21 protein-coding genes are annotated in these 25,521 nt (G+C 73.0%); 8 read left to right on the forward strand and 13 right to left on the reverse strand.

The annotated features are described in order from the left end of the window. Positions 1 to 161: 161 nt before the first annotated feature. The 5 genes from ACH4VO_RS28525 to ACH4VO_RS28545 are packed head-to-tail and all read left to right on the forward strand — an operon-like array spanning position 162 to position 6,113. A complete protein-coding gene (locus ACH4VO_RS28525) occupies positions 162 to 2,039 on the forward strand; it encodes an ABC transporter substrate-binding protein (RefSeq protein ID WP_360994505.1) in 1,878 nt (625 codons plus the stop codon). 3 nt (positions 2,040 to 2,042) lie between these two features. Further along, positions 2,043 to 3,134, forward strand: coding sequence for an ABC transporter permease (locus ACH4VO_RS28530; protein ID WP_360994508.1), 1,092 nt, complete (start codon positions 2,043 to 2,045; stop codon positions 3,132 to 3,134). Next, positions 3,131 to 4,054, forward strand: coding sequence for an ABC transporter permease (locus ACH4VO_RS28535; RefSeq protein WP_360994510.1), 924 nt, complete (start codon positions 3,131 to 3,133; stop codon positions 4,052 to 4,054). Before ACH4VO_RS28530 ends, ACH4VO_RS28535 begins: the two co-directional genes overlap by 4 nt. Next, positions 4,051 to 5,112 (forward strand): ABC transporter ATP-binding protein, encoded by a 1,062-nt coding sequence (locus ACH4VO_RS28540; RefSeq protein WP_360994513.1) that lies wholly within the window; start codon positions 4,051 to 4,053, stop codon positions 5,110 to 5,112. Before ACH4VO_RS28535 ends, ACH4VO_RS28540 begins: the two co-directional genes overlap by 4 nt. After that, the gene (locus tag ACH4VO_RS28545) at positions 5,109 to 6,113 is read left to right on the forward strand and encodes an ABC transporter ATP-binding protein (RefSeq protein ID WP_360994516.1); all 1,005 of its coding nucleotides are present in this window, start codon (positions 5,109 to 5,111) and stop codon (positions 6,111 to 6,113) included. Before ACH4VO_RS28540 ends, ACH4VO_RS28545 begins: the two co-directional genes overlap by 4 nt. A gap of 278 nt (positions 6,114 to 6,391) precedes the next feature. Here ACH4VO_RS28545 and ACH4VO_RS28550 read toward each other — a convergent pair whose 3' ends face one another. The 10 genes from ACH4VO_RS28550 to rimP all read right to left on the reverse strand — a co-directional run bounded on the left by ACH4VO_RS28550 (position 6,392) and on the right by rimP (position 19,731). Next, entirely contained in the window at positions 6,392 to 7,507 is a 1,116-nt protein-coding gene (locus ACH4VO_RS28550; RefSeq protein WP_360994519.1) for an XdhC/CoxI family protein, read from the reverse strand. Positions 7,508 to 7,743: 236 nt separating this feature from the next. Continuing rightward, positions 7,744 to 8,697: a bifunctional riboflavin kinase/FAD synthetase gene (locus tag ACH4VO_RS28555; RefSeq protein ID WP_360994522.1), complete on the reverse strand. Its 954-nt coding sequence runs from the start codon at positions 8,695 to 8,697 to the stop codon at positions 7,744 to 7,746. A gap of 43 nt (positions 8,698 to 8,740) precedes the next feature. Next, positions 8,741 to 12,442: a serine protease gene (locus ACH4VO_RS28560; protein WP_360994524.1), complete on the reverse strand. Its 3,702-nt coding sequence runs from the start codon at positions 12,440 to 12,442 to the stop codon at positions 8,741 to 8,743. Between the two features lie 213 nt (positions 12,443 to 12,655). After that, the gene (truB, locus tag ACH4VO_RS28565) at positions 12,656 to 13,561 is read right to left on the reverse strand and encodes a tRNA pseudouridine(55) synthase TruB (protein ID WP_360994527.1); all 906 of its coding nucleotides are present in this window, start codon (positions 13,559 to 13,561) and stop codon (positions 12,656 to 12,658) included. Continuing rightward, positions 13,558 to 14,022: a 30S ribosome-binding factor RbfA gene (gene rbfA, locus ACH4VO_RS28570; protein WP_360994530.1), complete on the reverse strand. Its 465-nt coding sequence runs from the start codon at positions 14,020 to 14,022 to the stop codon at positions 13,558 to 13,560. Before rbfA ends, truB begins: the two co-directional genes overlap by 4 nt. A 15-nt stretch (positions 14,023 to 14,037) precedes the next feature. Beyond that, positions 14,038 to 14,337: a DUF503 domain-containing protein gene (locus ACH4VO_RS28575; RefSeq protein ID WP_069170401.1), complete on the reverse strand. Its 300-nt coding sequence runs from the start codon at positions 14,335 to 14,337 to the stop codon at positions 14,038 to 14,040. A 171-nt stretch (positions 14,338 to 14,508) separates the two neighbouring features. Continuing rightward, positions 14,509 to 17,619, reverse strand: coding sequence for a translation initiation factor IF-2 (infB, locus tag ACH4VO_RS28580; protein ID WP_360994534.1), 3,111 nt, complete (start codon positions 17,617 to 17,619; stop codon positions 14,509 to 14,511). Between the two features lie 140 nt (positions 17,620 to 17,759). Continuing rightward, positions 17,760 to 18,047: a YlxR family protein gene (locus ACH4VO_RS28585; protein ID WP_360994537.1), complete on the reverse strand. Its 288-nt coding sequence runs from the start codon at positions 18,045 to 18,047 to the stop codon at positions 17,760 to 17,762. Between the two features lie 143 nt (positions 18,048 to 18,190). Further along, positions 18,191 to 19,231, reverse strand: coding sequence for a transcription termination factor NusA (gene nusA, locus ACH4VO_RS28590; protein ID WP_360994540.1), 1,041 nt, complete (start codon positions 19,229 to 19,231; stop codon positions 18,191 to 18,193). A 2-nt stretch (positions 19,232 to 19,233) separates the two neighbouring features. Continuing rightward, positions 19,234 to 19,731, reverse strand: coding sequence for a ribosome maturation factor RimP (gene rimP, locus ACH4VO_RS28595; RefSeq protein WP_360994542.1), 498 nt, complete (start codon positions 19,729 to 19,731; stop codon positions 19,234 to 19,236). A 171-nt stretch (positions 19,732 to 19,902) separates the two neighbouring features. Here rimP and ACH4VO_RS28600 point away from each other — a divergent pair, with 171 nt between their 5' ends. The 3 genes from ACH4VO_RS28600 to ACH4VO_RS28610 are packed head-to-tail and all read left to right on the forward strand — an operon-like array spanning position 19,903 to position 21,876. Next, positions 19,903 to 20,427, forward strand: coding sequence for a hypothetical protein (locus ACH4VO_RS28600; protein ID WP_360994543.1), 525 nt, complete (start codon positions 19,903 to 19,905; stop codon positions 20,425 to 20,427). Further along, complete coding sequence (locus ACH4VO_RS28605) at positions 20,424 to 20,927, forward strand: ferritin-like domain-containing protein (RefSeq protein WP_360994546.1); 504 nt, start codon at positions 20,424 to 20,426, stop codon at positions 20,925 to 20,927. The genes ACH4VO_RS28600 and ACH4VO_RS28605 overlap by 4 nt, the downstream gene beginning before the upstream one ends. 28 nt (positions 20,928 to 20,955) lie before the next feature. Next, positions 20,956 to 21,876 (forward strand): aminoglycoside phosphotransferase family protein, encoded by a 921-nt coding sequence (locus ACH4VO_RS28610; RefSeq protein WP_360994549.1) that lies wholly within the window; start codon positions 20,956 to 20,958, stop codon positions 21,874 to 21,876. Between the two features lie 71 nt (positions 21,877 to 21,947). On the opposite strand, the gene ACH4VO_RS28615 is transcribed toward ACH4VO_RS28610, so the two are convergent. From ACH4VO_RS28615 to ACH4VO_RS28625, 3 genes are all read right to left on the reverse strand, one after another. Further along, a complete protein-coding gene (locus ACH4VO_RS28615) occupies positions 21,948 to 23,648 on the reverse strand; it encodes a proline--tRNA ligase (protein WP_360994552.1) in 1,701 nt (566 codons plus the stop codon). 96 nt (positions 23,649 to 23,744) lie between these two features. Then, positions 23,745 to 24,317: a GNAT family N-acetyltransferase gene (locus tag ACH4VO_RS28620; protein WP_360994555.1), complete on the reverse strand. Its 573-nt coding sequence runs from the start codon at positions 24,315 to 24,317 to the stop codon at positions 23,745 to 23,747. Positions 24,318 to 24,346: 29 nt separating this feature from the next. Then, the gene (locus ACH4VO_RS28625; RefSeq protein ID WP_360994558.1) at positions 24,347 to 25,192 is read right to left on the reverse strand and encodes a GNAT family N-acetyltransferase; all 846 of its coding nucleotides are present in this window, start codon (positions 25,190 to 25,192) and stop codon (positions 24,347 to 24,349) included. Positions 25,193 to 25,521: the final 329 nt, after the last annotated feature.

Below are 25,521 nucleotides of genomic sequence, written 5' to 3' on the forward strand. Positions count from 1 at the left end.
TCCCGACGGTGCGGGCCTTTTTGCATTCCCGCAGCCCACACGCGGTTTGAGCGACCGTTGACGCGACTCGACCGCCGCTGATAGACCTTCGCTTCACCAGCTGGCGAACCAAAGATCTGCCCGCCTTCACCGTGCGAGTCATGACGCGAGGTCCACGTCCTATGGTCACAAGCTTCCCACCACGCTCCTCCCGCCCCCGCCGGCGCGTGCGCATCCTGCTCGCCTCCGGCGCCGCCGCCCTGGCCCTGGCCGCCGGTTCCGTCGTTCCCGGAAACCCGGTCGGTCCCGCCCCGCAGGAAGCACAGGCCGCCGACGGCGGGAAGTCGACACTCACGGTCGCGGTCGCGCAGAGCGTCGACTCCCTGAGCCCCTTCCTGGCGCAGCGGCTGCTCTCCACGAGCATCCACCGGCTGATGTATGACTTCCTGACCAACTACGACGCCAAGGACAGCCACACGGTCCCCGGGCTCGCCACCCGGTGGGAGCCGTCGCCGGACAAGCTGACGTGGACCTACACCATCCGGTCCGACTCCACGTGGTCCGACGGTGAGAAGGCCACCGCCGAGGACGCGGCCTGGACCTTCAACACGATGATGACCGACGCGGGCGCGGCCACGTCGAACGGCAGCTTCGTGGGCAACTTCAAGAAGGTGACCGCTCCGAGCCCGGACAAGCTGGTCATCGAGCTGAAGCAGCCTCAGGCCACGATGACGGCGCTGGACGTGCCCATCGTCCCCAAGCACGTCTGGGAGAAGGTCGGCGACTTCTCGAAGTTCAACAACGACACGAAGTTCCCGATCGTGGGCAACGGCCCGTTCATCCTGACGGACTACAAGGTCGACAGCTATGTGAAGCTGAAGGCCAACAAGGACTTCTGGCGCGGCGCGCCCAAGTTCGACGAGCTGGTCTTCCGGTACTACAAGGACCAGGACGCCGCCGTCGCCGCCCTCCGCAAGGGTGAGGTCTCCTTCGTGGCCGGCAGCCCGAGCCTGACCCCCGCCCAGGCCGCGTCGCTGAAGAGCGCCGACGACATCAAGGTGAACGACGCCCCCGGCCGGCGCTTCTACGCCCTGGCCACCAACCCGGGCGCGCGGACCAAGGACGGTAAGAAGTTCGGCGACGGGCACCCGGCGCTGCTGGACCGGAAGGTACGTCAGGCGCTCTTCACGGCCGTCGACCGCGCGGCCGTCATCGACAAGGTCTTCCAGGGCCACGCGGTCGAGGGCGAGGGCTACATCCCGCCGCGCTACGGCTCGTACTTCTGGCAGCCGTCGCCAGGGCAGAAGCTCGCCTACGACCCGGCGAAGGCCGCCGCCCTCCTCGACGAGGCCGGCTACCGGAAGAACGGGGCGGGCAAGCGGACCGGCAAGGACGGCAGGCCGCTGGACTTCCGCATCCTGTGCCACGCCACGGACCCGAACGACAAGGCGATCGGCAAGTACCTCCAGGAGTGGTGGGGCGACCTCGGGATCGGCCTGAAGGTCGACTGCCGCGACAACGTCTCCGACCCCTGGTACGCGGGCGAGTACGACCTCGCCTTCGACGGCTGGTCCGTCAACCCGGACCCCGACTTCGTGATGTCGATCCACACCTGCGCGGCGCTGCCCGCGAAGGCGAAGGAGTCGGCGGCGACGGACAACTTCATCTGCGACAAGCAGTACGACGAGCTGTACGCCAGGCAGCTGGCGGAGTACGACCCCGCCAAACGGGCTGACCTCGTGAAGCAGATGGAGTCGCGGCTGTACGACACGGGGTACATGAACGTCATGGCGTACCCGAATGCCGTCGAGGCCTACCGCACCGACCAGATCGCGTCGATCACCACGATGCCGTCCGACGCGGGCAACATCTTCGGTCAGGACGGTTACTGGAGCTGGTGGTCGGCGGTTCCGGCCGCCGGCGCGTCGGGCGGTTCGTCCGCCGGCGGCGGCAGCTCCACCGGCGTCCTCGTCGGCGTCGGTATCGCCGTAGTCGTCCTCGCCGGTGGCGGGCTCCTGTTCGCCATGCGTCGTCGTTCCACCGCGGAAGACCGTGAATAGCACATGAGCCCAGAAAGCACTCCCGCGCTCCTGACGGGCGCGGCGGGCGTGGACGCTGTGCAGGCCGACGGTCCGGCTCCGGCCGGGCCGTCGGCCCGCAGTCCGCGTGCCCGCAGCACGACCGCCTACCTCCGTTACGCGGCGGGCAAGCTGGCCGGTGCGGCCGTCTCGCTGTTCGCCGTGCTCGTCACCAGCTTCTTCCTGTTCCGGCTCATCCCCGGCGACCCGGTCAAGCAGATGACCGGCGGCCGTCAGGTCTCCACGGAGCAGATCGCCGCGATGCGCCGGGAGTTCGGCCTGGACCTGCCGCTCTGGCAGCAGTTCACCGACTACTGCGGCAAGGCCCTGACCGGGGACTTCGGTACGTCGTACCAGTTCCACGCCCCTGTCATGGACAAGATCACCGAGGCGCTCCCGGCGACACTCCTGCTCACCGGCACCGCCTTCGTGATCTACACGGCCATCGGCATCTGGCTGGGCGCCAGGTCCGCCTGGCGTAACGGTTCTGCCGGGGACCGCTTCCACACGGCGTTCGCCCTGACGCTGTACTCGGTGCCCTCGTTCTGGCTCGGCCTCCTTCTGATCATCACCCTGTCGGTCGGCATCGGCCCGATCCCCGGTCTCTTCCCGACCGGCGGCATGGAGTCCGGGAACGGGAGCGGCGTGGGCCACGTCGTGGACGTGGCCCACCACCTGGTCCTCCCCGTCGTCACGCTCGTCGCCGTCGAGTACGCGCGCACCCTGCTCGTCATGCGCTCCTCGCTGCTGGACGAGATGGGCAGCGACTACCTGACGACGGCACGGGCCAAGGGGCTGCGCGACGACCTCGTGCGCCGGCGTCACGCCGTGCCGAACGCCATGCTGCCGACGGTGACTCTCCTCTTCGTGAACCTGGGCAACACGGTGGCGGGTGCCATCCTCGTGGAGACGGTGTTCTCCTGGCCGGGCCTGGGCGGCCTCTTCTACCAGGCGCTGAGCGTGCCCGACCTGCCCCTCGTGCAGGCGCTGTTCTTCGTCTTCGCCGCCGCGGTGATCCTGATGAACACGCTCGCCGATGTGATCTATCCGCTGCTCGATCCCCGGGTGGGCCGATGACGACCACGACGACCGACACCGCGCGGACCCCCGGCCCGCGCGCCCTCGCCCGGGCCCGCAGGCGCCGTGCGGCAGCCCGTTTCTGGAGCCAGTACCGCGGCCACCGGGCCGGAGTCGCGGGCCTCGCCGTACTGGTGCTGATCGCGCTGGTCGCGCTGGCCGCCCCGCTGCTGGCGGGCGCCGGTTCGCAGAGCGTCACCGACGCGCCCGGCGGCCCCCTGGAGTCGCCGAGCGGCGCCTTCCCGCTCGGCACCGACCAGTTCGGCCGCAGTCTGCTGGCCCTGCTGGTCTGGGGCACCCGGGTGTCGCTGACCGTCGGCCTGCTCGCCGCCTTCCTCTCGGTGGCGATCGGCACCCTGGTGGGCATCACGGCCGGTCACTTCAAGGGCTGGTACGGGAACGTCGCCATGCGGATCACCGACTGGTTCCTCGTGATGCCGACGCTCGTGCTCGCCATCGCCCTGGCCACCGTGCTCTCGCGGTCCCTGTGGACGACGGTCCTCGCCATCGGCGTGACGACCTGGCCGACGACCGCGCGGCTCGTACGGGCGCAGACGCTGTCCGTCGAGTCCCGCCCCTACATCGAGCGCTCCAAGGCGCTGGGCGGCGGCCACGGCCACATCATGTCCCGGCACGTGCTGCCCAACGTGATGCCGCTGGTGCTCGCGCAGACCACGCTGGTGATCTCCACCGCCATCCTCACCGAGGCGACCCTCGCCTTCCTCGGACTGGGCGATCCCACGATCGTCTCCTGGGGCGGGCTGCTCCAGGACGCCCGGGAGGCCGGAGCGGTCAGCTCCGGCGACTGGTGGTACCTCGCTCCGCCCGGACTCGCCATCGCGGTCGTCGCCCTCGCGTTCACGCTCTGCGGCCGCACCATCGAGTCCGTGCTCAACCCCAAGCTGGGGGTGAACCGTTGACCGCCGTGAAGACGGAGACCGTGCCGGAACGCGGGACCGGGCAGCCGTTGCTCGAAGTCCGCGACCTCCATGTCACCTACGGCTCGGGGCCCCTGGCCGTCCCGGCCGTGCGGGGCGTCGACCTGCGGGTCGACGCGGGGCAGAAGCTCGGCATCGCCGGGGAGTCCGGCTGCGGCAAGTCCACGCTGGCGCTCGCGCTGCTGCGGCTGCTGCCCGCGTCCGCGACCCTGAGGGGCGAGATCCTGCTGGACGGTGAGGACGTCCTCACCATGAAGTGGGGCCGTCTGCGGGCCGTGCGCTGGGCGGGGGCGTCGATCGTCTTCCAGGGCGCCATGCACTCGCTGAACGCCGTGCACCGCATCGGGGACCAGATCGCCGAACCCATCCTGCTGCATCGCCCGTCCACCCCGGCCGCCGCGCGGCGGCGGGCCGGGGAACTGCTCGAGCAGGTGGGGCTTCCCGCGGCGCGGGCCGCCGCCTATCCGCACGAGCTGTCGGGCGGGCAGCGCCAGCGCGTCATGATCGCCATGGCGCTGGCCTGCGACCCGCGGCTGATCATCGCCGACGAGCCGACGACCGCGCTCGACGTGATGATCCAGGCGCAGATCCTGCGGCTGATCGAACGTCTCGTCGTCGACCAGGACCTCGGCCTGATCATGATCAGCCATGACCTGGCCGTCCTCTCCGACACCTGCGACCGCCTCTCGGTCATGTACGCGGGCCGGGTCGTCGAGGAGGGCCCCGCGCGGCAGGTGTACGAGAACGCCCGGCACCCCTACGGAAGCGCCCTGTCGGCCGCCTTCCCCCGCATCGGTGACCTGTCCTCACGGCACGCGCCGCGCGGCCTGCCGGGCGACCCGCCGGACCCGGCCGCCCTGCCGTCCGGCTGTACGTTCCATCCGCGCTGCCCGGTGGCGCTGGACTCCTGCGCCACCGGGGACCAGGAGCTGCGGCACGCCGGCCAGGACCGGCGAGCGGCCTGCGTGCTGGTGGAACCGGGCGCCGTCACGGCACCGGGTCCGCACGGCGGCGCCGAGGAATCGAGGAGCATCTCATGACCACCACCCCTCCCGCGGTCCCGCTGCTCAGCGCCGAGGCCCTGCAGGTCACGTTCCCCGGCCGCCGCGGGGCGGCGCCGGCCCGTGCCGTCGACGGGGTCGACCTCGACATCCGGCCGGGCGAGATCGTCGCCCTGGTCGGGGAGTCGGGCTGCGGCAAGACCACACTGGCCCGCTCCCTGCTGGGCCTCGTACCCCCCACGTCCGGCCGGGTCACCTTCGGCGGGGAGCCGCTCGACTACTCGGGCCGGGCGCTCAAGGCGTACCGCAGGCGGGTGCAGCTGGTGCTCCAGGACCCGAGCGGCTCCCTCAACCCGCGGCACACGGTGTACGAGGCGGTGGCGGAGGGGCTGCGCATCCACGGGTACGCCGGTGACGAGCGTGCGGCCGTGTCCGGTGCGCTGGCGCGGGCGGGGCTGCGGCCTCCGGAGCGGTTCTTCCTGAAGTACCCGCACGAGCTGTCCGGCGGCCAGCGCCAGCGCGTCGTGATCGCGGGCGCGCTGGTCCTGGAGCCGGAGCTCATCGTCGCGGACGAACCGGTGGCCTCGCTCGACGCGTCCGTGCGGGGCGAGATCCTCGCCCTGCTGCTGCGGCTGCGCGAGGAACTGGGCCTGTCGGCACTGGTCGTGACGCACGATCTGGGCCTCGCCTGGAACATCGCGGACCGGGTGGCGGTGATGTACCTGGGCCGCATCGTGGAGACGGGTGACGTGGAGCAGATCCTCACGGCACCCCGTCACCCGTACACCCGGGCACTGCTGTCCGTGCTGCCGGAGGCGGAGGGCGAGCCGGTGATCCTGACGGGCGAGCCGCCGGACCCCTCCAAGGTTCCGTCCGGCTGCCGCTTCCACGTCCGCTGCCAGGTCCTCGCCTCGGGCGAGGCCGAGCGCGCGGGGGTGGCGGACGCGTGCCGTACGAAGGACCTGCCGGTGCTGGAGGGTGGCGCGGAGACGCAGGTGGCGTGCCACTGGGCGGCGGCTTCGGTGGGCGCGGTCTCCTGAGGCGTCGCGACGGGGTCGGTTCCGGGCCGACGGAGTCGGTTCCGGGCCGGAGGCCTTTCCTCCGGGTGCGCTTCCGGGGCCCGCGGACGCGACGAGCCCGGGACCTCCGGCCTCCGACCCCAGGGCTCGGCCCGCCCGCGAGGGGACCCGGACGGCCGCACCGGCGGCGGCCTCCCGGCCGTGGCAGGCAGAATCCACCGGCCCTCGTCCAGGACACGCCGGGCCCCGCCTCCCCCGGCCGGTGCCGGGCCCGTCCGCGAGGTGCTCCGACCGGAAGGTCAGGCCCCGTTCCGCCGGGTCCGGTGGATGGCTCCCGTCAGCTCGCTCAGCGGGCGCCCCGTACCGCCCCAGCGGTGCCGGACGATCTCGGCGGCGATGGACACGGCCGTCTCCTCCGGCGTACGGGCTCCGAGGTCGAGGCCCACAGGTGAGGCGAGGCGTGCCAGGCCCTCCTCGTCCACCCCCGCCTCCCGCAGCCGGGCGATCCGGTCGGCGTGGGTGCGCCTGCTGCCCATGACACCGATGTACGCGGCGGGGGTCCGCAGCGCGGCGACCAGCAGCGGCACGTCGAACTTCGGGTCGTGCGTCAGCACGCAGACGACCGTGCGCGCGTCGACCTCGGTCGAGGCGAGGTAGGTGTGCGGCCACGCGCGGACGACCTCGTCGGCCGTGGGGAACCGCTGCCGGGTCGCGAAGGCCGGGCGGGCGTCGCAGACCGTCACGCGGTAACCGAGGAAGGAACCGATCCGGGCCGTCGCCGCCGCGTGGTCGATGGCCCCGAAGACCAGCATGCGGGGCGCGGGTGCGTACGACTGGACGAAGACGGTCACGTCCTGCATCCGCCGCTCGCCGTGCGGGCCGTAACGGTTCTCCGCCGTGACCCCCTGGGCGAGGAGTCCGCGCGCGTCGTCCGTGACGGCGGCGTCGAGCCCTTCGTCACCGAGTGAGCCGCTGACCCGGTCGGCGAGGACCAGCTGGCGAGCGCCCGCGGCTTTCGCGGGGGCGACCACGGTCGCGACCGCGACGCGCTCCCCGGCGGCCACGAGATCGACGAGTGCGCGCGACCGGTCCCGGTCCGCCGCCGCGACACAGGGCTGGACCAGCACGTCGATCGTCCCGCCGCAGGTCAGCCCCACACCGGACGCCTCGTCATCGCTGATGCCGTAACTGCGCAGCCGCGGGGCGCCGGTGCTGAGCACCTCGGCGGCCACCTCGCACACATCGCTCTCCACGCAGCCCCCGGAGATACTGCCCGCGACCATGCCGTCGGCGCTCACCGCCATCGTCGCGCCCGGCCCGCGCGGCGCACTGCCCCGGACCGCCACGACGGTGGCGAGGGCGTAGGCCGTTCCGTCGGTGTGCCAGTCGCGCAGCTCGGACAGTAGTTCACGCACGGTGCGGGCCTCCCCCGGCTCGTCGAGTCCTTGCTCCGACGATGCCCGGATGCGGGGCTGCGCACCACCTGGCGTGTGTCCCGGACGGAGCGCCGTCAGCCCGGTGGACGGGCCCGGCGGCGTCCGGTACGTGCGACCGCACGGCGGAGGGTCACCCCGATACCGGACGTGCCGGGGCGTCCCGACGCCGCGACGGGTGTGCGTGCCGGGCCCACGGCCGGCCGACGGGAGAGCTTTCAGGCCCGTTCGTAGGCCGCGATCAGCTCACGGGACCGCTTCACGTCGGCGGCCATGGCCACGAGCAGGTCGTCGACCGAGTCGAACTTCAGCATGCCGCGCACGTACGAGAGGAAGTCCACGGCGACGTGCAGCCCGTACAGCTCCAGGCCGACGCGGTCGATCGCGTACGCCTCGACGGTCCGTTCCGTGCCGTCGAACTGGGGGTTGGTGCCCACCGAGATCGCGGCGGGCATCGTTTCGCCGTTCGCCGTGAGCCAGCCGGCGTAGACGCCGTCGGCCGGGATCGCCGTGTGCGGCAGCGTCTCCACGTTCGCCGTCGGGTAGCCCAGCGCGCGGCCGCGCTGCGCACCGCGCACCACGATGCCCTCCACCCGGTGCGGCCGGCCCAGGATCTCGGCGGCCCCCTCGACGTCGCCCCGGGCGATCAGGCGGCGGGTCAGCGTGGAGGAGAACGGCTCGCCGCCGCCCGCCTCACCGCTCACGAAGAGGTCGATGACCTCGACCTCGTAGTCGTACGTGCGGCCGAGCTCGGCCAGCAGATCAACGTTCCCCGCGGCCTTGTGACCGAAGCGGAAGTTCGGCCCCTCGATCACCAGCCGGGCGTGCAGCTTGTCGACGAGCACCTTCACGATGAACTCGGCCGGCGCGAGCTTCGAGAAGTCGGCCGTGAACGGCAGGATCAGCACCGCGTCCACGCCGAGGTCCGCCATCAGCTCGGCGCGCCGGTGGTGCGGGGCGAGCAGCGGCGGATGCGTACCCGGGCGCACGACCTCGCTGGGGTGCGGGTCGAAGGTCACGACGACGGACGGAACGCCCAGCTCACGCGCCCGTTCCACCGCCCGGCCGACGATCAGCTGGTGCCCGCGGTGCACCCCGTCGTAGGAGCCGATGGTGACGACGCTGCGTCCCCAGTCCTCGGGGATGTCCTCCAAGCCACGCCAGCACTGCACTGTGACCGCTCCTCGCCCGAACCTGTGTACGTGTGTGTGTCCCTTACGCAGGTCTAAGACTGCCATGCTCACGTCCCGCCGCCTGCATCGGCACCGTCATCCCCGGCTGCGGACCGTCCAGGGACTCCACCGTGCGCCGGGCACCGGGGCCCACGACCACCGCCCATTCCTGGGGGGCGTCGGCCAGCCACCCGGTGACCAGCGCCGCGAAGCCGGGCACCTCGCGGGCGAGGTCGACGAGCTCGCGGTCGAAGCGCGCGGCCCCCTCGGGCGTCCGTACGAGGAGCGTCCCGGTGCGGTGCACCATGGCCCTCGTGCGCGCTTGCGGGCGCCGCTGCGCACCGGTCGCCGCGGCCCGGAGCAGGGCCGCCAGCACCTCCGGGTCCCGGCCGGTGTCCCGCTCGAAGTCCAGCAGCGCCTCCGTCAGCTCGTCCCGCACCGGCCGGGACACCGCGCTCCCCGGGGCGGAGAACACCCGAGCCAGCGCGGCGCGCACCGGGGGCGGCACGGGAGGCTCCCGCAACAGGCCGGTCACCAGGGGCCGCAGCAGCGCGCGGGCGGCGGGGCCGTGCTCGAGCCGACGTTCCACGTACGCGGCCGCCCGGTCCGCGGCCCCGGCGTCCGGGTGGGTGTCGACGTACTGCCGCAGGAGGCCGGGGGCGTGCAGGGCCAGGGCGGGGGCGTCCATGCCCGCCAGCTCCCGCAGGATGTCGTCGGCGGGTTCCCCGGGCAGCGACAGCCGGGCGTGCAGCGCGGCGAGCACCGGCTCCGGATACTCGGCGAACACCTCGGCCAGCAGGGCCACGGGCAGGCGCGGATCACCGGCGGCGAAGACCCGCAGGGCCTGGGGCAGATGGCGCCCACCGGTCCGCGGGTCCCGGACGAGGAGGGTGAGCGCCTGGGCGTGCAGGACCGCGTCCCCCGGGCGGGCGAGCAGAGTGAGTGCGGCGCCGCGCAGCAGGGCACGGTCGTCCTCCGGGAGGGCGAGGTCCGCGGTCAGCGTGGCGTGGACGGCGGCGGCTGCGCGGCGTTCGGGCCGCTCCTCGTCCCGGGCCCAGCGGTCGACGGCCCGGCAGAGCGCGGACGGCTCGTCCTCGGCGAGGGCGGCGAGGACTTCGGCGGCGCGCCGATGCGCCGTGTCGACGAGCGCCTCCGTCAGGTCGTCGACCGCGAGGTCACGGCGGGCGTACAACAGGGCCTGGGCGGCCGCCGCCACGGTGAGCCGCATCCCCGCGCCGTCCTCGGCGTGCAGCGGGGTCTCGTCGGTGAACCAGCGGCAGAGCAGGGGCTGGACGGCGCGGGGGCAGGCGGTGAGGCGCCGGGCCACGGCGTCGAGGTAGCGCTCCTCCCCGCCGGGGCGCGGGGCACCGTCGGCGGGCACGAGCCGGCGCAGGAGGTCGAGGCGGTCCGCCTCCGGAAGCCGGATGCGCCGCCAGAACCAGGGGCCGAAGGCGGCGTACGGTCCGAGCGCCCCGGGCCCCCGGCCGTCCCGGGAGCGCCGGGTGATCCGGCCGGCGAGCACGCGCAGCACGCCGAGGTAGGGCAGCGCGTCGGGCACGCGCAGCAGGCTCTCACGGAGCAGGTGGGCCGCCCACCAGGCCGCGTCGGCGCGCCGGCCGGACGGGGGGCCGCCCCGGCCGGCCGACAGGCGGTCCATCGCCCCGATCAGGTCGGCCATGCGGTGGGCCGGCGCGGCGCTCCCCCGGCGGCGCTCCAGCAGGAGCATCGCCTGGATCACCGGGCCGATGCGGTGACGCGGTACGGGAAGGTTGCGGGGCTCCGCCGGAGCGCACGGCTCTCCCGGCTCCTCGGGGCCCGCGACGGTCACCGGGCCCGTCAGCTCCGCCGGGCGCACCCGCCCGGCCGTCGGCGGCCGCACCGGCACCGCGGGGCCCGCCCGGTCCGGCGCGGCGAGTGACCACGCCGCCGTGTCCTGCCCGCCCGGCCCGTCCTGCCCCGGCCCGTCCTCCGCGTGCCAGCGGTGGACCAGCGACCGCAGCGCGGCGTCCAGATCCAGGTGGGCGCCCTGCAGCCAGTCGCCCAGCTCCTCGTCGGCGAAGCGGTATCCGGCACCCGCCGGGACCAGCAGGCCCTCGGTGAGGACGGCCGAGGCCCACCCCGTACGCCACGGGAAGATCTCCTCGAAGGCCGCCCTGTCCAGCTCACCCTGGCCGGGCCCGAGGCAGCGCCGGGCCGCCTCGTGGACCCGGCCGGCCACCTTCGCCGCCAGTCTGCGGACGGCCGTCCCCCGCAGCCGGGGTTCGGCCTGGGCCCCGACGCGGACGGCGATCCGCACACACGTGAGGTCCAGGTGGGCGGAGAAGACCTCTTCCGTGCCCGGCCGGCCGGGAACGTCGGGCGGCAGCGCCTCCCGGACCCCGGCGAGCAGGCGCAGCGTGAGGGGGTGCCGGTCGTGTCCGGGTGCGAGCATCCCCGGCGGGATGCCGTACCGCTCCCTGGCCCGTTCGGCCTGCGCGGCGGTCAGGTCGCCGAGCCGGACGGCGGGCGGCAGCCCCCGGGCGGGCCGCTCCGGGACGTGCAGAGCGCCGGGGGGATACAGGGCCCCCGCGGTCTCCCAGTGTTCGGGGCGGCAGGCGACGACCATCCGCGCACCGTGGGAGCGAAGCCACCCGGCCGTCCCCCCGGTCCACGCGACGAGCCGGTGGGCGAGCAGCGGCGGCATCTCCTCCGGTCCGTCCACCACGACCAGCAGCGGGTTGCCGGACGCGGCGGCGAGGGCGGCGACCCGCTCGGGGGTGGCCGTCGTCATGTCGCCCGGTGCGCCGGCGGCGGCGACGATCCGCGCGGAGCGGCGGAGCACCCGTGCCATCGCGTCGGCCACGCAGGTGTCCTCGGCCAGCAGGTCGGCCCCGCGCAGCCAGAGCGTGAGCGCGGGTACGGCGCCGCGGGCCCGGCGGGCGGCCAGCTCGGCCAGCTCGGTGGTGCGGCCCGTCCCGGGCCCGCCGACCAGACCGAGCACGGAGCCCGTAGCCGTGTCGAAGGCAGTGAACTCGGCACCGACGTGCGGGCGTTCCACCGGCTCCACACCGTCCGGACGCCCCGGGTGGCCGAGCGACGTGGCGGTCAGCTGCAGTGCTCCGGCGAGGTTGAGATCGCCTCCGTACCCGGGGACGCTGTGGGCGTTGCGCCGCAGCAGCTCGTCCAGTGGCCCGTGGCCCGCCCCGGCGGTGATCGGCACCGCGAGCCCGGCAGCGTCGTGCCCGGCGCGCAGCGCGGTGGAGAGGACCCCGAGGACGGCACCCGTGCGCGGATCGGTCACCGGTCCGCCGACGGCTGCCCCGCCCGAGCGCACCGCGTCGCGCCCGTCCGTGCCGAGGGCGAGCTCGAGCGCCGCCCCCAGCGCGTGGTCGCGCCCACCCTCCGTGTACGTGGCCGGCGTCGTCCCGAGCACCCGCGCCTCCCGCAGACCGTGGGCGGCGATCCGCACGTACGTGCCCGTCTCGATCCGGTCGCGTACGGCGATGGGGAGCGGTTCCACGTCCAGGATCCCGGGCCCGCCGGTGCGGAGCAGGGCGAGGCCGGACTCCGGCAGGGCGGTGATGTCGTCGGGGCCGAGGGCGCGGCTGCGGCCGTCCGCCGTGTGCAGCACCACGCCCGCGGCCGGGGCGACGGCCTGATGGCAGGTGAGTACCGTGCCGCGGTCGTCCGCGACGAACCCGGTCCCCCGCGGCCGGCCGGCCCCGTCGCAGATCCTCACCAGTGTCGACCGGTCCCCGCTGCCCATGCATAGACGGTAGGTCCCGGATGATCGGCACGCGTAACGTGCACGGCGAACGCGCCCCCCACACACCCCCCAGTCACTCCGAGCGCCCGTCCAATGGGGTGAAAGCGCCGGTATTCCTGGACAGGGATGGCGGACGGAGGGGAATCGTGGAGCGGGCATCGGGGGGACTGCCCGCTCCACGGTGGGGCGGCTGTACGGGGCTGGCGTCAGGCGTCAGGCGAAGACGGCGAGGCTCTTGGCCTTGCCCTTCTGCTCCTCGACCAGCACGAGGAACGTCCCGTCGGGCCCGAAGACCGCGACCGGCCCCGGCGGACACGTCGGCATGTCCAGCCGTACACCGTTGAGCAGCAGCCTGGCCCGCTTCTCGTCCACGTCCCACCGGGGGAACGCGGAGGCGGCCGCCTCGGCCACCGGCATCACGGTCAGCTCCTGCTGGTGCTGCTCCAGCGTCCTGGCGGCGTCGAGCCCGTACGGGCCGACCCGGGTGCGCCGCAGCGCGGTCAGATGCCCACCGACGCCGAGCCCGGCGCCGAGGTCCCGGGCCAGCGCCCGGATGTACGTCCCCGAGGAGCAGACGACCGAGACGACCAGGTCGACCACGGGCGTGCCGTCCTCGGCGACGGCCTCGCGGACGTCGTAGACGCGGAAGGAGGAAATGGTCACCGGGCGGGCCGGGATCTCGAACTCCTCGCCGCCCCGCACCCGGGCGTACGAACGCTTGCCGTCGATCTTGATGGCGCTGACCTTGGACGGCACCTGCATGATCGCGCCCGTCAGCGCGGCGACCCCGGCGTCGATGCCCTCGCGCGTCACGCCCGAGGCGTCGGTGGACGAGGTGATCTCGCCCTCCGCGTCGTCGGTGACGGTGTCCTGACCGAGCCGGATCGTACCGAGGTACTCCTTCTCGGTCAGTGCGAGATGGCCGAGCAGCTTGGTCGCCCTCTCGACGCCGAGCACCAGGACGCCGGTGGCCATCGGGTCCAGCGTGCCGGCGTGGCCGACCCTGCGGGTGCGGGCGATACCGCGCATCTTGGCCACGACGTCATGCGAAGTGAAGCCGGACGGCTTGTCGACGATGACAAGGCCGTCCGGCGTCCTGTTCTGCTTGTTCTGCGTCATGCGGACGGCGAACCCTCGTCGTTCTCGTCGGACTCGTCGTCCTCGGGCTTGCGGTACGGGTCCGCGTCACCGGCGTAGGCAGCGCCGGAGGACGCCTCGCGGACCTTGGCGTCCGAGGCGCGTGCCCGGTCGAGCAGGTCCTCGATCGCCTTGGCGTTGTCCGGCAGGGCGTCCGCCACGAAGGACAGGGTGGGCGTGAACTTCGTCCCCGCCGCCGCGCCGACCGCCGAGCGCAGGACGCCCTTGGCGCTCTCCAGACCGGCGGCCGCGCTCGCCCGCTCCTCGTCGTCGCCGTAGACCGTGTAGAAGACCGTGGCCTCCCGCAGGTCGCCGGTGACACGGGTGTCCGTGATGGTCACGTGCGTTCCCAGACGCGGGTCCTTGATACCGCGCTGCAGTTTCTCGGCGACCACCACCTGGATGAGGTCCGCCAGTTTCTTTGCCCGCGCGTTGTCGGCCACTGGTCCGTCTCCTTCTTAGCCATCGTCTTCGTCGCTGTGCAGCCGCCGTCGTACGGACAGCAGCTCCACCTCAGGCCGGTTCGCGATCATGCGTTCGCACCGGTCGAGTACGTCTGTGAGGTGTCCGGTGTCCCCGGAGACCACGGCAAGACCGATCTCGGCCCTGCGGTAGAGGTCCTGGTCGCCCGTCTCCGCGACGCTCACCCCGAACCTGCGGTGGATCTCGGCGACGATCGGGCGGACGACGGAGCGTTTCTCCTTCAGCGACCGTACGTCGCCGAGGAGCAGGTCGAAGGACAGAGTCCCCACATACATGTGTGTCCGGATGTCCCGCCGGTTCGGGGTCGTGTCCCCGCCATCGCTTGGCGGGGACACCAGAACCGTACACGGAACGGCCGGGGCCGATCGACGGAAATACGACCCGTCGACCGGCCCCGACCTCCTCGAAGGAGGGACCGGGAGTCACCCCCCGGCCCTCCCCGTGGATCAGCCTCGCGGCTTCTCGCGCATCTCGTACGTCGCGATGACGTCGTCGATCTTGATGTCGTTGAAGTTCCCGAGGTTGATACCGCCCTCGAAGCCTTCGCGGATCTCGGTGACGTCGTCCTTGAAGCGTCGCAGACCGGAGATGTTGAGGTTCTCCGCGATGACCTTGCCATCGCGCAGCAGGCGCGCCTTGGTGTTGCGCTTGACCTCGCCGGAGCGGACCAGCACACCGGCGATGTTGCCCAGCTTGGACGAGCGGAAGATCTCGCGGATCTCCGCCGTGCCGAGCTCGACCTCTTCGTACTCCGGCTTGAGCATGCCCTTGAGGGCCGCCTCGATCTCTTCGATCGCCTGGTAGATGACCGAGTAGTACCGGACGTCCACGCCCTCGCGCTCGGCCATCTGCTCGGCACGCCCTGCGGCGCGCACGTTGAAGCCGATCACGATGGCGTCGGAACCGGTCGCCAGGTTGATGTCCGACTCGGTGACCGCACCCACACCGCGGTGCAGGACCCGGATGTCGACCTCTTCACCGACGTCGAGCTGGAGCAGCGAGGACTCGAGAGCCTCCACCGAACCGGACGCGTCGCCCTTGATGATGAGGTTGAGCTCCTGGACCAGACCGGCCTTGAGCGCCTCGTCCAGGTTCTCCAGGGAGAACCGGACGCCCTTGCGGGCGAAGTTGGCGTTGCGCTCACGGGCGGCACGCTTCTCGGCGATCTGACGGGCCGTACGGTCCTCGTCGACGACCAGGAAGTTGTCGCCGGCACCCGGCACGTTGGTGAGACCCAGTACCAGGACGGGGGTCGAGGGACCCGCTTCCTGGACGTTGTTGCCGTTGTCGTCGAGCATCGCCCGGACACGGCCGTACGCGTCGCCGACGACCATCGTGTCACCGATGCGCAGCGTGCCGCGCTGGACGAGGACGGTCGAGACGGCACCGCGGCCGCGGTCGAGGTGGGACTCGATCGCAATACCCTGCGCGTCCTGCTCCGGGTTGGCCCGCAGGTCGAGCGAGGCGTCGGCGGTGAGGACGACGGCCTCCAGCAGTGCCTCGATGTTGAGGCCCTGCTTGGCGGAGATGTCGACGAACATCGTGTCGCCGCCGTACTCCTCGGCCACCAGACCGAACTCGGTGAGCTGACCGCGCACCTTGGTCGGGTCGGCACCCTCGACGTCGATCTTGTTGACCGCGACCACGATCGGCACGTCGGCCGCCTTGGCGTGGTTCAGCGCCTCGATCGTCTGGGGCATCACACCGTCGTTCGCCGCCACCACGAGGATCGCGATGTCGGTGGACTTCGCACCACGGGCACGCATGGCGGTGAACGCCTCGTGACCCGGGGTGTCGATGAAGGTGATACGGCGGTCCTCGCCGTTGACCTCGGAGGAGACCTGGTACGCACCGATGTGCTGCGTGATACCGCCGGCCTCGCCCGCGACGACGTTCGTCTTGCGGATCGCGTCCAGCAGCCGGGTCTTACCGTGGTCGACGTGACCCATGACGGTCACGACCGGCGGGCGGGAGACCAGGGCCTCCTCGCCACCCTCGTCCTCGCCGAACTCGATGTCGAAGGACTCGAGCAGCTCGCGGTCCTCCTCCTCGGGGCTGACGATCTCGAGGACGTAGTTCATCTCGTCGGCGAGAAGCTTCAGCGTCTCGTCGGAGACGGACTGCGTCGCGGTGACCATCTCGCCGAGGTTCATCATCACGGCGACGAGCGACGCCGGGTTGGCGTTGATCTTCTCCGCGAAGTCGGTGAGGGAGGCACCGCGCGACAGCCGGACGGCCTGTCCGTTGCCGCGGGGCAGCATGACGCCGCCGACCGACGGGGCCTGCATGGCCTCGTACTCCTGGCGCCTCTGCCGCTTCGACTTACGGCCACGACGCGCGGGACCGCCGGGACGGCCGAACGCACCCTGTGTGCCACCACGGGCACCCGGGCCGCCGGGACGTCCACCGAAGCCGGGACGGCCGCCGAAGCCACCGCCACCGCCGGGACGGCCTGCGCCGCCACCGCCACCGGGACCACCGGGACGGCCTGCGAAGCCGCCACCGCCGCCACCAGGACCGGCCGGACGGCCTGCGAAGCCGCCGCCACCGGGACGACCGCCGCCGCCACCGGGGCGACCGCCGCCGGCACCGGGACCACGGCCGCCGCCACCGGGGCCACCGCCGGGACGCGGACCCGCGGCGGGACGCTGCGGCATCATGCCCGGGTTCGGACGGTTACCCGAGGGGGCACCGCCCGGACGGGGGGCCTGCGGGCGGGGCATGCCGCCGGGGGAAGGACGTGCGCCACCCTGACCCTGCGGGCGCGGGGCGCCGCCGGGACCACCCTGCGGGCGCGGGGCGCCGGGGCGCTCCTGACCGCCGCCGGGGCGCGGGGCACCGCCGGGACGGGGCGCCTGGGGGCGCGCCATACCGGTGGAGCCGCCGGAGGTGAAGGGGTTGTTGCCCGGACGGGGTCCGGCCGGACGGGAGCCGCCAGGTCGCGGTGCGCCCTGGCCGGCGGGACGTGCGGGTCGCTCGCCGCCACGCTCGCCACCACGGCCGCCGTCGCGCTGGCCACCGTCACGGCCGCCGTCACGCTGACCGCCGGCCGGAGCCGGACGGGCGGGGCGGGGACCCGGGGTGGCACCCGCGGGACGCGGGGCCTGCTGGGGTGCGGCCGGCTGCTGGGCCGGGGCCGGCGCCGAGAACTCGGCGGCGGGCACCGGAGTGACCGGGGCCGGCTTCGGCGCGGGCTTCGGGCCCGGACGCGGGCCGACGGAGGGTGCCGCGGGGGTGCTGCTCGCCGGGGTCTCGGCCGCGGCCGGCTTGGGGGCCGGTGCGCCGGGCTTCGGGGCAGCGGGACGTGCCGCAGCGGCCGGGGAGGGCGCTGCGGGCTTCGCGGGCGCGGCCTTGCGAGGCGCGCCAGGCTTCGCAGCGGACTTGCCGGCGTTGCCGCCGGGCCCCTGCAGTGCGTCGGTCAACTTGCGTACAACCGGCGCCTCGATCGTCGAGGACGCCGAACGGACGAATTCACCGAGTTCTTGGAGCTTGGCCATGACGACCTTGCTCTCGACGCCGAACTCCTTGGCGAGTTCGTATACCCGGACCTTAGCCACTTCGCTCCTTTTAGGTCCGGGTTACCGCCGGACCGTCGCTACTTCATGGGCGTACTCATCGCGTACTCATCGAGTGCTCATCGCAATCTCGACCTACTTCCAACTCGCGAGGTACCTGACCGCACGGGGACCCGTGCCGTTCACTTTTCCTGCTGTGTCACCCGCTCGACGAACCGCTGCAGTGCCGCGGTGCCGAACGGCCCCTTGGCCTTGAAGGCCCGGGGGAATGCCCGGCGGCGGACCGCCAGGTCGAGACAGACGGAGGCGGGGTGCAGATGCGCACCCCGGCCGGGCAGCGTACCGCGTGGATCAGGGACGACCTCTCCCTCGTCCACCACGGTGCGCAGCAGTTCGCTCTTGGCCGCCCGCTCCCGGCATCCCACACAGGTTCGCTCGGGGCAAGCGCGGGCGTGCGTCCGGCCAGACACGGCTAAGTCTACCTCCCCGCACCGACCTCACCCCTGCGGGGCAGAAATCGAACGGATGTTGTCGTGATCTCAGCGGCATCGCGCCTCGATCTATTCCTTCGTACCCTCCCCGGGGCAGGCCGCCCCGGGGTCCGGCGTCCGGGTCAGCCGCGCTCCGCGCGCTCCCGGGCACGCTCGGCCCGCTCGCGGTCGGCCGTCTCCCGCTCGGCGTCGGTCTCGGTGTCCGGGCGGATGTCGATGCGCCAGCCGGTGAGCCGGGCGGCGAGGCGGGCGTTCTGGCCCTCCTTGCCGATGGCCAGCGACAGCTGGTAGTCGGGGACCGTGACCCGGGCGGAACGGGCGCCGAGGTCCACGACCTCCACCTTGCTCACCCGGGCGGGTGACAGTGCGTTGGCCACCATCTCGGCGGGGTCGTCGGACCAGTCCACGATGTCGATCTTCTCGCCGTGCAGCTCCGCCATGACGTTGCGCACACGGCTGCCCATCGGGCCGATGCAGGCGCCCTTGGGGTTCAGGCCGGCGCGGGTGGAGCGTACGGCGATCTTGGTGCGGTGGCCGGCCTCGCGTGCGATGGCCTCGATGACGACCGAGCCGTCCGCGATCTCCGGGACCTCCAGCGCGAAGAGCTTCTTCACCAGGTTCGGGTGGGTGCGTGACAGCGTCACGGAGGGGCCGCGCACACCCTTGGCCACCCGGACGACGTAGGTGCGCAGCCGCAGGCCGTGGGTGTACTCCTCGCCCGGCACCTGCTCCTGGACCGGCAGGATCGCCTCCAGCTTGCCGATGTCGACCAGGACGTTCTTCGGGTCCTTGCCCTGCTGGACGACGCCGGTGACGACGTCGCCCTCGTGGCCCGCGTACTCGCCGAACGTCCGGTCGTCCTCGGCGTCGCGCAGCCGCTGCAGGATGACCTGCTTGGCAGTGGTCGCGGCGATACGGCCGAAACCGGACGGGGTGTCGTCGAACTCCTTGGGCTCCTGGCCTTCCTCGAGGTCGGCCGGGTCCTCCTTCGCCCACACCGTGACGTGGCCGCCGGCGTCCAGCTCCACCCGCGCACGGCGGTGGCTGCCCTCGGTGCGGTGGTACGCGATGAGGAGGGCCGACTCGATCGCCCCGACGAGCACGTCGAAGGGGATCTCCTTGTCCTGCGCCAAGCCCTTCAGAAGCTTCACATCGATGTCCACGGCTACGCCTCCTCTTCCTTCTTGTCCTTGCGGTTGAATTCGATCTCCACGCGGGCCTTGGCGATGTCACCGAAGGCCACGCGGCGCGCCGTGGGCTTGCGGCCCTTGACGCCCGGCACCTCGAGGTCCAGTCCCTCGTCGTCGACCCCGAGGATGCGGGCGACCAGTTCCCCGCCGTCGTTGAGCGTCAGTCCGGCCAGCCGGCCGATGGCCCGTACGTAGTGGCGGTGCTCGGTCAACGGGCGCTCCGCGCCCGGAGAGCTCACTTCCAGGACGTACTCGCCCTCGCCCATCGCGTCGGTCGCGTCGAGCGTCTCGGAGAGGGTGCGGCTCAGCTCGGCACAGGCGTCGAGCTCCACGCCGTCCTCGGAGTCCACCACGACCCGCAGCACCCGGCGGCGGCCTGCCCGGGAGACCTCGATCTCCTCGAGGTCCAGCTCATTGGCGCTGACGAGCGGTTCGAGCAGCCCGCGCAGCCTCTCGCTCTCGGTGGTGCTCATCCGGGTGACTCCTCGGCCGCGTGTGCTGTTGTGGGGATCGTCGCGTGTCAGGTCAAAGGGTATCCGGTCCGCAGGGGTGTTGCCGTCCGCCTCCTGCCCGGACGCGGGTACGCTCGCCTGCAGTGATCACTTCGCGACAGAAACCGTCATAATGCGGCCCGAAGGAGACAAGTGCGGCGCACGGGGACGACGCGCAGGGGTGCGTTGACGACGACGGGAGCGCTCGCCCTGGGCGCGGTACTGACCGGTTGCGGCGACGGCGGGGAGGCGGAGGACCGGCGGAAACCGGTCGGCGCCGATGCCCGGACGGCCTCGGTCCGGGACCGGAAGGCGCTCCGGGCGGCCGCCGCCCGCGCCAGCGCCGCACTGCTCACCCGGTACGAACGGGTCGCGTCCGCCCACCCGGCGACGGCGGCCGGTCTCGCGCCCCTGAGCGCCGCCGTGCGCGAGCACGCCACGGCACTGGGCGCGCCCGCGAAGGCCGCCCCGCCCGCGCCCGGCGACCCGGCGCCCGCCGGCGACGCGAGGACGGCGCTCAGGGAACTGGCCGCCGCGGAACGGGCCCTGGCCGACGACCGCGCCAGGACCCTGCTGGACGCCGAACCGGAACTGGCCCGCCTGCTGGCCTCGATCGCCGCGGCCGGTGCCGTCCACGCGTACCTGCTGACCGAACTGGCCAAGGAGACCTCGTCATGACGCAAGGGGCCGGACAGGACGCCGACGCGTCGGGGCCGCTGCGCGCCGCCCAGGCCGCACTCGCCGCCGAGCACGCCGCTGTGTACGGGTACGGTGCGCTGGGCGGCCGTCTGGAGGGCGCCCGGCGCGCCGACGCGGCCGCCGCCCACGCCGGGCACCGGGCGCGGCGTGACGCGCTGGTGCGGACGGTGGGCGGCCTGGGAGGCAGGCCCGTGGCGGCGGACGCGGCGTACGCCCTGCCGTTCGCGGTGCGCGACCCGGCGAGCGCCATGCGGCTCGCCGCCGTACTGGAGGACCGGGTCGCGGGCGTCTACTCCGACCTCGTACGGGCAGCCCGGGGTCCGCTCAGGCAGGAGGCCGCGGGGGCGCTGCGGGAGGCCGCCGTGCGCGCCGTGCGCTGGCGCGGCAGCGGCGTAGCCTTTCCGGGGCTGGCCGAGAAGGCCGGAGCACATCCGCCGGACACCACGGCGGAGGCAGGCGCCGCCGGCGTCACGCCCTGAAACAGCCGTGAAAGGGAACAAGGCAGGTATGGGTTTCGAACCGCCGCAGCGTCTGGTGCGCGCGCTCGGCGAGACGTACGGGGAAGCGGCCGCCGCCGACTGGCTGGGCAGGCTCCCCGCGCTCACCGGGGAAGCACTGTCGGCGGTGGGACACGACGTCGCCGTGGACCGGGTGGTCGCGCCCGGCGGACGCAGCAGCCTCGTCCTCCTGGTGCACCACCGGGACGGCACACCCGCCGTGTTGAAGATCGCGCCCGCCGGTGCCGCCCCCGCCCTGGAACGGGCGGCTCTCACGCAGTGGGACGGCTGGGGCGCGGTGCGGCTCCTGGCGTCCGGGGACGGCGCGGTGCCCGAGGGCGCCCTGCTGCTGGAGCGGCTGCACCACGAGGTGTCCCTGCGCTCCCTGCCCGATGCCAAGGCCCTGCTGGAGGCGGCGGGCACGGTGCGGCGCCTGTGGGTCGAGCCCCCGCCCGGTCATCCCTACGAGTCCGTCGAGGAGCGCACCGGCCGGCAGGCCGGGCCGATGCTGGCCGCCGCCGCGGCTGATCCGGCGCTGGAGACCCTGGTCTCCGAGGCCCTGGCGGCCCGCGCGGAACTGGTCGCGTACGCCCCGGAACTCCTACTGCTGCACGGCAACTTCCGGCAGAGCAAGGTGCTCCTGGGCGAACGGTCCCCGTGGCTCGCGGTCGGCCCGGAGCCCCTGGTGGGCGAGCGCGCGTACGACCTCGCGCGGCTCGTACGCGACCGGGTCGAGGACCTGATCGCCTCGCCCGGCGGTGCGGCGACCGCCCGCCGCCGGATCAGGAAGCTCGCGGACTCCCTGGAGGTGGACCAGGCGCGGCTGCGCGGCTGGACGCTGTTCCGGGCCGTGGAGTCCGGCACACGCGCGCTGGCGGCGGGCCGCCGCCAGGACGGCGAACTCTCGCTGGAGTTCGCGGGCTGGCTCTGAGAGGGCGAGTCCGGACCGTCCGTCATGGCGGAGGCCCCCACGCGAGCGCGTGGGGGCCTCCGCCGTCCGGTTCAGACCCGGGCGGTCAGGCGGGCGACCGCCTCGTCGACGGTGAGCTCCTCGCGCTCGCCCGTGCGACGGTCCTTCAGCTCCAGGACGCCCTCGGCGGAGCGGCGGCCAGCGACGAGGATCTTCGGGATGCCGATCAGCTCGGCGTCGGTGAACTTCACACCGGGCGAGACGCCCGCGCGGTCGTCGACCATGACCCGGACACCGGCGGCGTTCAGCTTCTCGGCCACGTCGAGGGCCAGTTCCGTCTGGAGCACCTTGCCCGCGGCGACGACGTGGACGTCGGCCGGCGCGACCTCGCGGGGCCAGCACAGGCCCTGCTCGTCCGCGGTCTGCTCGGCCAGCGCGGCCACGGCGCGCGAGACGCCGATGCCGTAGGAGCCCATGGTGACGCGGACGGGCTTGCCCTGCTGGCCGAGGACGTCGAGGGCGAAGATGTCGGCGTACTTGCGGCCCAGCTGGAAGATGTGGCCGATCTCGATCGCGCGGTCCACCTGGAGCCCGGCGCCGCAGTTGGGGCAGGGGTCGCCCGCCTCGACGACGACGACGTCGAGGTAGTCGTCGACCTCGAAGTCCCGGCCCGCGACGACGTTCTTCGCGTGCGTGTTCTCCTTGTTGGCGCCGGTGATCCAGGCGGTGCCGGGGGCGACGCGGGGGTCGGCGATGTAGCGGACCTTCTCCAGGCCCTGCGGGCCGACGTAGCCGCGCACCAGGTCGGGGCGGCCCACGAAGTCCTCGGCGGTGACCAGCTCGACGACGGCCGGGGCGAGGTGCTCGCCGAGCTTGCCGAGGTCGACCTCACGGTCGCCGGGCACGCCCACGGCCACGATCTCGCCGTCGACCTTGACCAGGAGGTTCTTCAGGGTGGCGGAGGCCGGGACACCGAGGTGGGCAGCGAGGGTCTCGATGGTGGGGGTGTCGGGGGTGTCGAGCTCCTCGACGGGGCCGGCCGCCGAGGCGTCCGCTGCGGTGGCCTTGTAGGTCACGGCCTCGGTGTTGGCGGCGTAGTCGCAGTTCGGGCAGTCGACGAAGGTGTCCTCGCCGGCGGGCGCCGGGGCGAGGAACTCCTCGGAGGCGGAGCCGCCCATGGCTCCGGAGACGGCCGAGACGATGCGGTGGTCGAGGCCGAGGCGCTCGAAGATCCGGATGTAGGCGGCGCGGTGCAGCTGGTACGCCTCGACGAGGCCCTCGTCCGTGGTGTCGAAGGAGTACGAGTCCTTCATCTGGAACTCGCGGCCGCGCAGCACACCGGCGCGGGGGCGGGCCTCGTCGCGGTACTTGGTCTGGATCTGGTAGAGGATCACGGGCAGGTCCTTGTAGGACGAGCACATGTCCTTGACGACCTGGGTGAAGATCTCCTCGTGGGTGGGGCCGAGGAGGTAGTCGCTGCCCTTGCGGTCCTGGAGCCTGAACAGCAGGTCGCCGTACTCGTCGTACCGGCCGCTGGCCTCGTAGGGCTCCTTGGGCAGCAGCGCGGGCAGCAGCACCTCCTGGCCGCCGATGGCGTCCATCTCCTCGCGGACGACGCGGGTGACGTTCTCCAGGACCTTCTTGCCGAGCGGGAGCCAGGTCCAGATGCCGGCTGCGGTGCGACGTACGTATCCGGCCCGGACGAGGAGCTTGTGGTTGAGCGTCTCGGCGTCCGCCGGGTCGTCGCGCAGTGTCTTGATCATCAATCGGGACATGCGCTGGACCTGGGCCATGATGAACTCCTGCTCGCAAGGGTGATGGCCCGAGGTTAGCCGGGCGCCCCGCGCGGGCGGAAATCCATATCGCCCGGCGCCGGGGTGAAGGGGCGCTCAGCGGCGGAGCGGAAGGGGCGCGCCCATCACCGCGTACGGCTTCGGGGCTCCGGGGAAGAGCACCTGCCGGGCCAGGTCCTGGTAGCCGAGCGACCGGTACAGGTCCCGGGCCGGGCTGTCGGTGTCGATCGCGGAGAGGATGGAACGGGGCTGGTCGACGGCGTCCGTGATGGTGGTGATCAGGTTCCGGCCGATGCCGCGCTGCTGGAAGTCCGGGTGGACGTGGAGTTCGGTGATCACGAACGAGTCGTCGAGCCAGGCCTGCGAGCCGGTGGCGCGGAGGTACGGCTCGACGACCGTGGACCACCAGTGGGCACGGTCGTTCGGGAGCCCGTAGACGAACCCGACGAGCCGTCCGGCGGCGGTGGTCGCGCCGAGGGCTCGGGCCCGCGGGTGGTCGAGGTGTCTGAGGACGATATGGCGGCGCACGTCGATCTCGTCCTGGGTGAGGCCGAAGGCGCGGGCCTGCACGTCCAGCGCCTCGTCGACACGGGCGGCGAGGTCGATCGGTCCGACCAGGATGCCGGGGGCCCCGGAGCCCCTGGGGGATGCGGGGGTTGCTGCTGCCATGCCGGAACCCTACTGGCCGGGTCCCGCGGTCAGAACAGCACGCTCATGAACGCACCGGTCTCCCGGAAGCCGACGCGGCTGTAGGCCCTGCGTGCCGCGGTGTTGTAGTCGTTCACGTACAGGCTGACGACGGGGGCCACATCGGCCAGCGCGTACCGCAGGACGGCCGCCATGCCGCTCTCGGAGAGACCGCGCCCGCGGTGCGCGGGTGCGACCCAGACGCCCTGGATCTGGCAGGCGCGGGAGGTCGCGGCGCCGATCTCCGCCTTGAAGACGACCTCGCCGTCCTCTATGCGGGCGAAGGAGCGGCCGGCGGCGATCAGCTCGGCGACCCGCGCCTGGTAGAGCAGCCCGCCGTCACCGGCCAGCGGGGAGATGCCGACCTCCTCGGTGAACATGGCCACGCAGGCGGGCATGAGGATGTCCATCTCGTCCTTGCGGACCCGGCGTACGAGGGGGTCGGGCGCGACCTCGGCGGAGGGGCTCTCGGTGACCATGAGCGGCTGGTTCGGCCTGACCTCGCGGGCCGGCCCCCAGCTCGGTTCGAGCAGGCGCCACAGCTGGGCGGTCGGGCCGGCCGGGCCGACGATGGACGAGCAGCGGCGGCCGGCCCGCCGGGCCCGGTCGGCGAAGCCCCTGACGGCTTCCGGTGTGGCGCAGATCGGGACCAGGTTGGCGCCGGAGTAGCAGAGCGACGTCAGCCGTCCGTCGGCGTACCAGCCCCACATCTCGCCGCCCAGGCGCCAGGGGTCGAGCCCGGCGATCTGCACGCGGGACGTCACGAACGCGTTGTCCACGGGTTCGCTCTCGAGAATGGCGAGCGCGGCGGGGAGCTCGCCGGGGTCGAGGACCCGGGTAGTGGTCTGCGTCAACACTAGGGGGCCTCACCATACGGTCTGCTGATTTCCGCACTGTACCGAACAAGCCTGGACGACGCCGCCCGCGAGGGTGACATCCTCCCCGTACACGGCGGTGACCTGCGGGACGGGTACGGGACGCCCACGACGGTGACCCGGGAGACGGGCACCGGCTCCGGACACAGCGGTGCCCCGCGGGACGGGGACGGAAGGCACACCGCGGTGACCCGTGAGGCGGACACGGCCCGCGCGCACGACGGTGCCCCTGAGACCGGCACCGGCACGGACACGGCGATGACCCGTGGGACGGGGAGGGAAGACGCGCAGCGGGAGCCCCATGACGGGCA

This window comes from Streptomyces sp. NPDC020780 (assembly GCF_044334475.1).
Taxonomy (GTDB): Bacteria; Actinomycetota; Actinomycetes; order Streptomycetales; family Streptomycetaceae; genus Streptomyces.

Bases quoted from the DNA above. Each gene is read 5' to 3' on its own strand.
- ACH4VO_RS28605 (WP_360994546.1), top strand. From the start codon at position 20,424: ATGACGCAAGGGGCCGGACAGGACGCCGACGCGTCGGGGCCGCTGCGC.
- ACH4VO_RS28525 (WP_360994505.1), top strand. From the start codon at position 162: ATGGTCACAAGCTTCCCACCACGCTCCTCCCGCCCCCGCCGGCGCGTG.
- ACH4VO_RS28560 (WP_360994524.1), bottom strand. From the start codon at position 12,442: ATGGGCAGCGGGGACCGGTCGACACTGGTGAGGATCTGCGACGGGGCC.
- ACH4VO_RS28545 (WP_360994516.1), top strand. From the start codon at position 5,109: ATGACCACCACCCCTCCCGCGGTCCCGCTGCTCAGCGCCGAGGCCCTG.
- ACH4VO_RS28610 (WP_360994549.1), top strand. From the start codon at position 20,956: ATGGGTTTCGAACCGCCGCAGCGTCTGGTGCGCGCGCTCGGCGAGACG.
- ACH4VO_RS28615 (WP_360994552.1), bottom strand. From the start codon at position 23,648: ATGGCCCAGGTCCAGCGCATGTCCCGATTGATGATCAAGACACTGCGC.
- truB (WP_360994527.1), bottom strand. From the start codon at position 13,561: ATGACGCAGAACAAGCAGAACAGGACGCCGGACGGCCTTGTCATCGTC.
- ACH4VO_RS28620 (WP_360994555.1), bottom strand. From the start codon at position 24,317: ATGGCAGCAGCAACCCCCGCATCCCCCAGGGGCTCCGGGGCCCCCGGC.
- ACH4VO_RS28575 (WP_069170401.1), bottom strand. From the start codon at position 14,337: ATGTATGTGGGGACTCTGTCCTTCGACCTGCTCCTCGGCGACGTACGG.
- ACH4VO_RS28530 (WP_360994508.1), top strand. From the start codon at position 2,043: ATGAGCCCAGAAAGCACTCCCGCGCTCCTGACGGGCGCGGCGGGCGTG.
- ACH4VO_RS28535 (WP_360994510.1), top strand. From the start codon at position 3,131: ATGACGACCACGACGACCGACACCGCGCGGACCCCCGGCCCGCGCGCC.
- rimP (WP_360994542.1), bottom strand. From the start codon at position 19,731: ATGAGCACCACCGAGAGCGAGAGGCTGCGCGGGCTGCTCGAACCGCTC.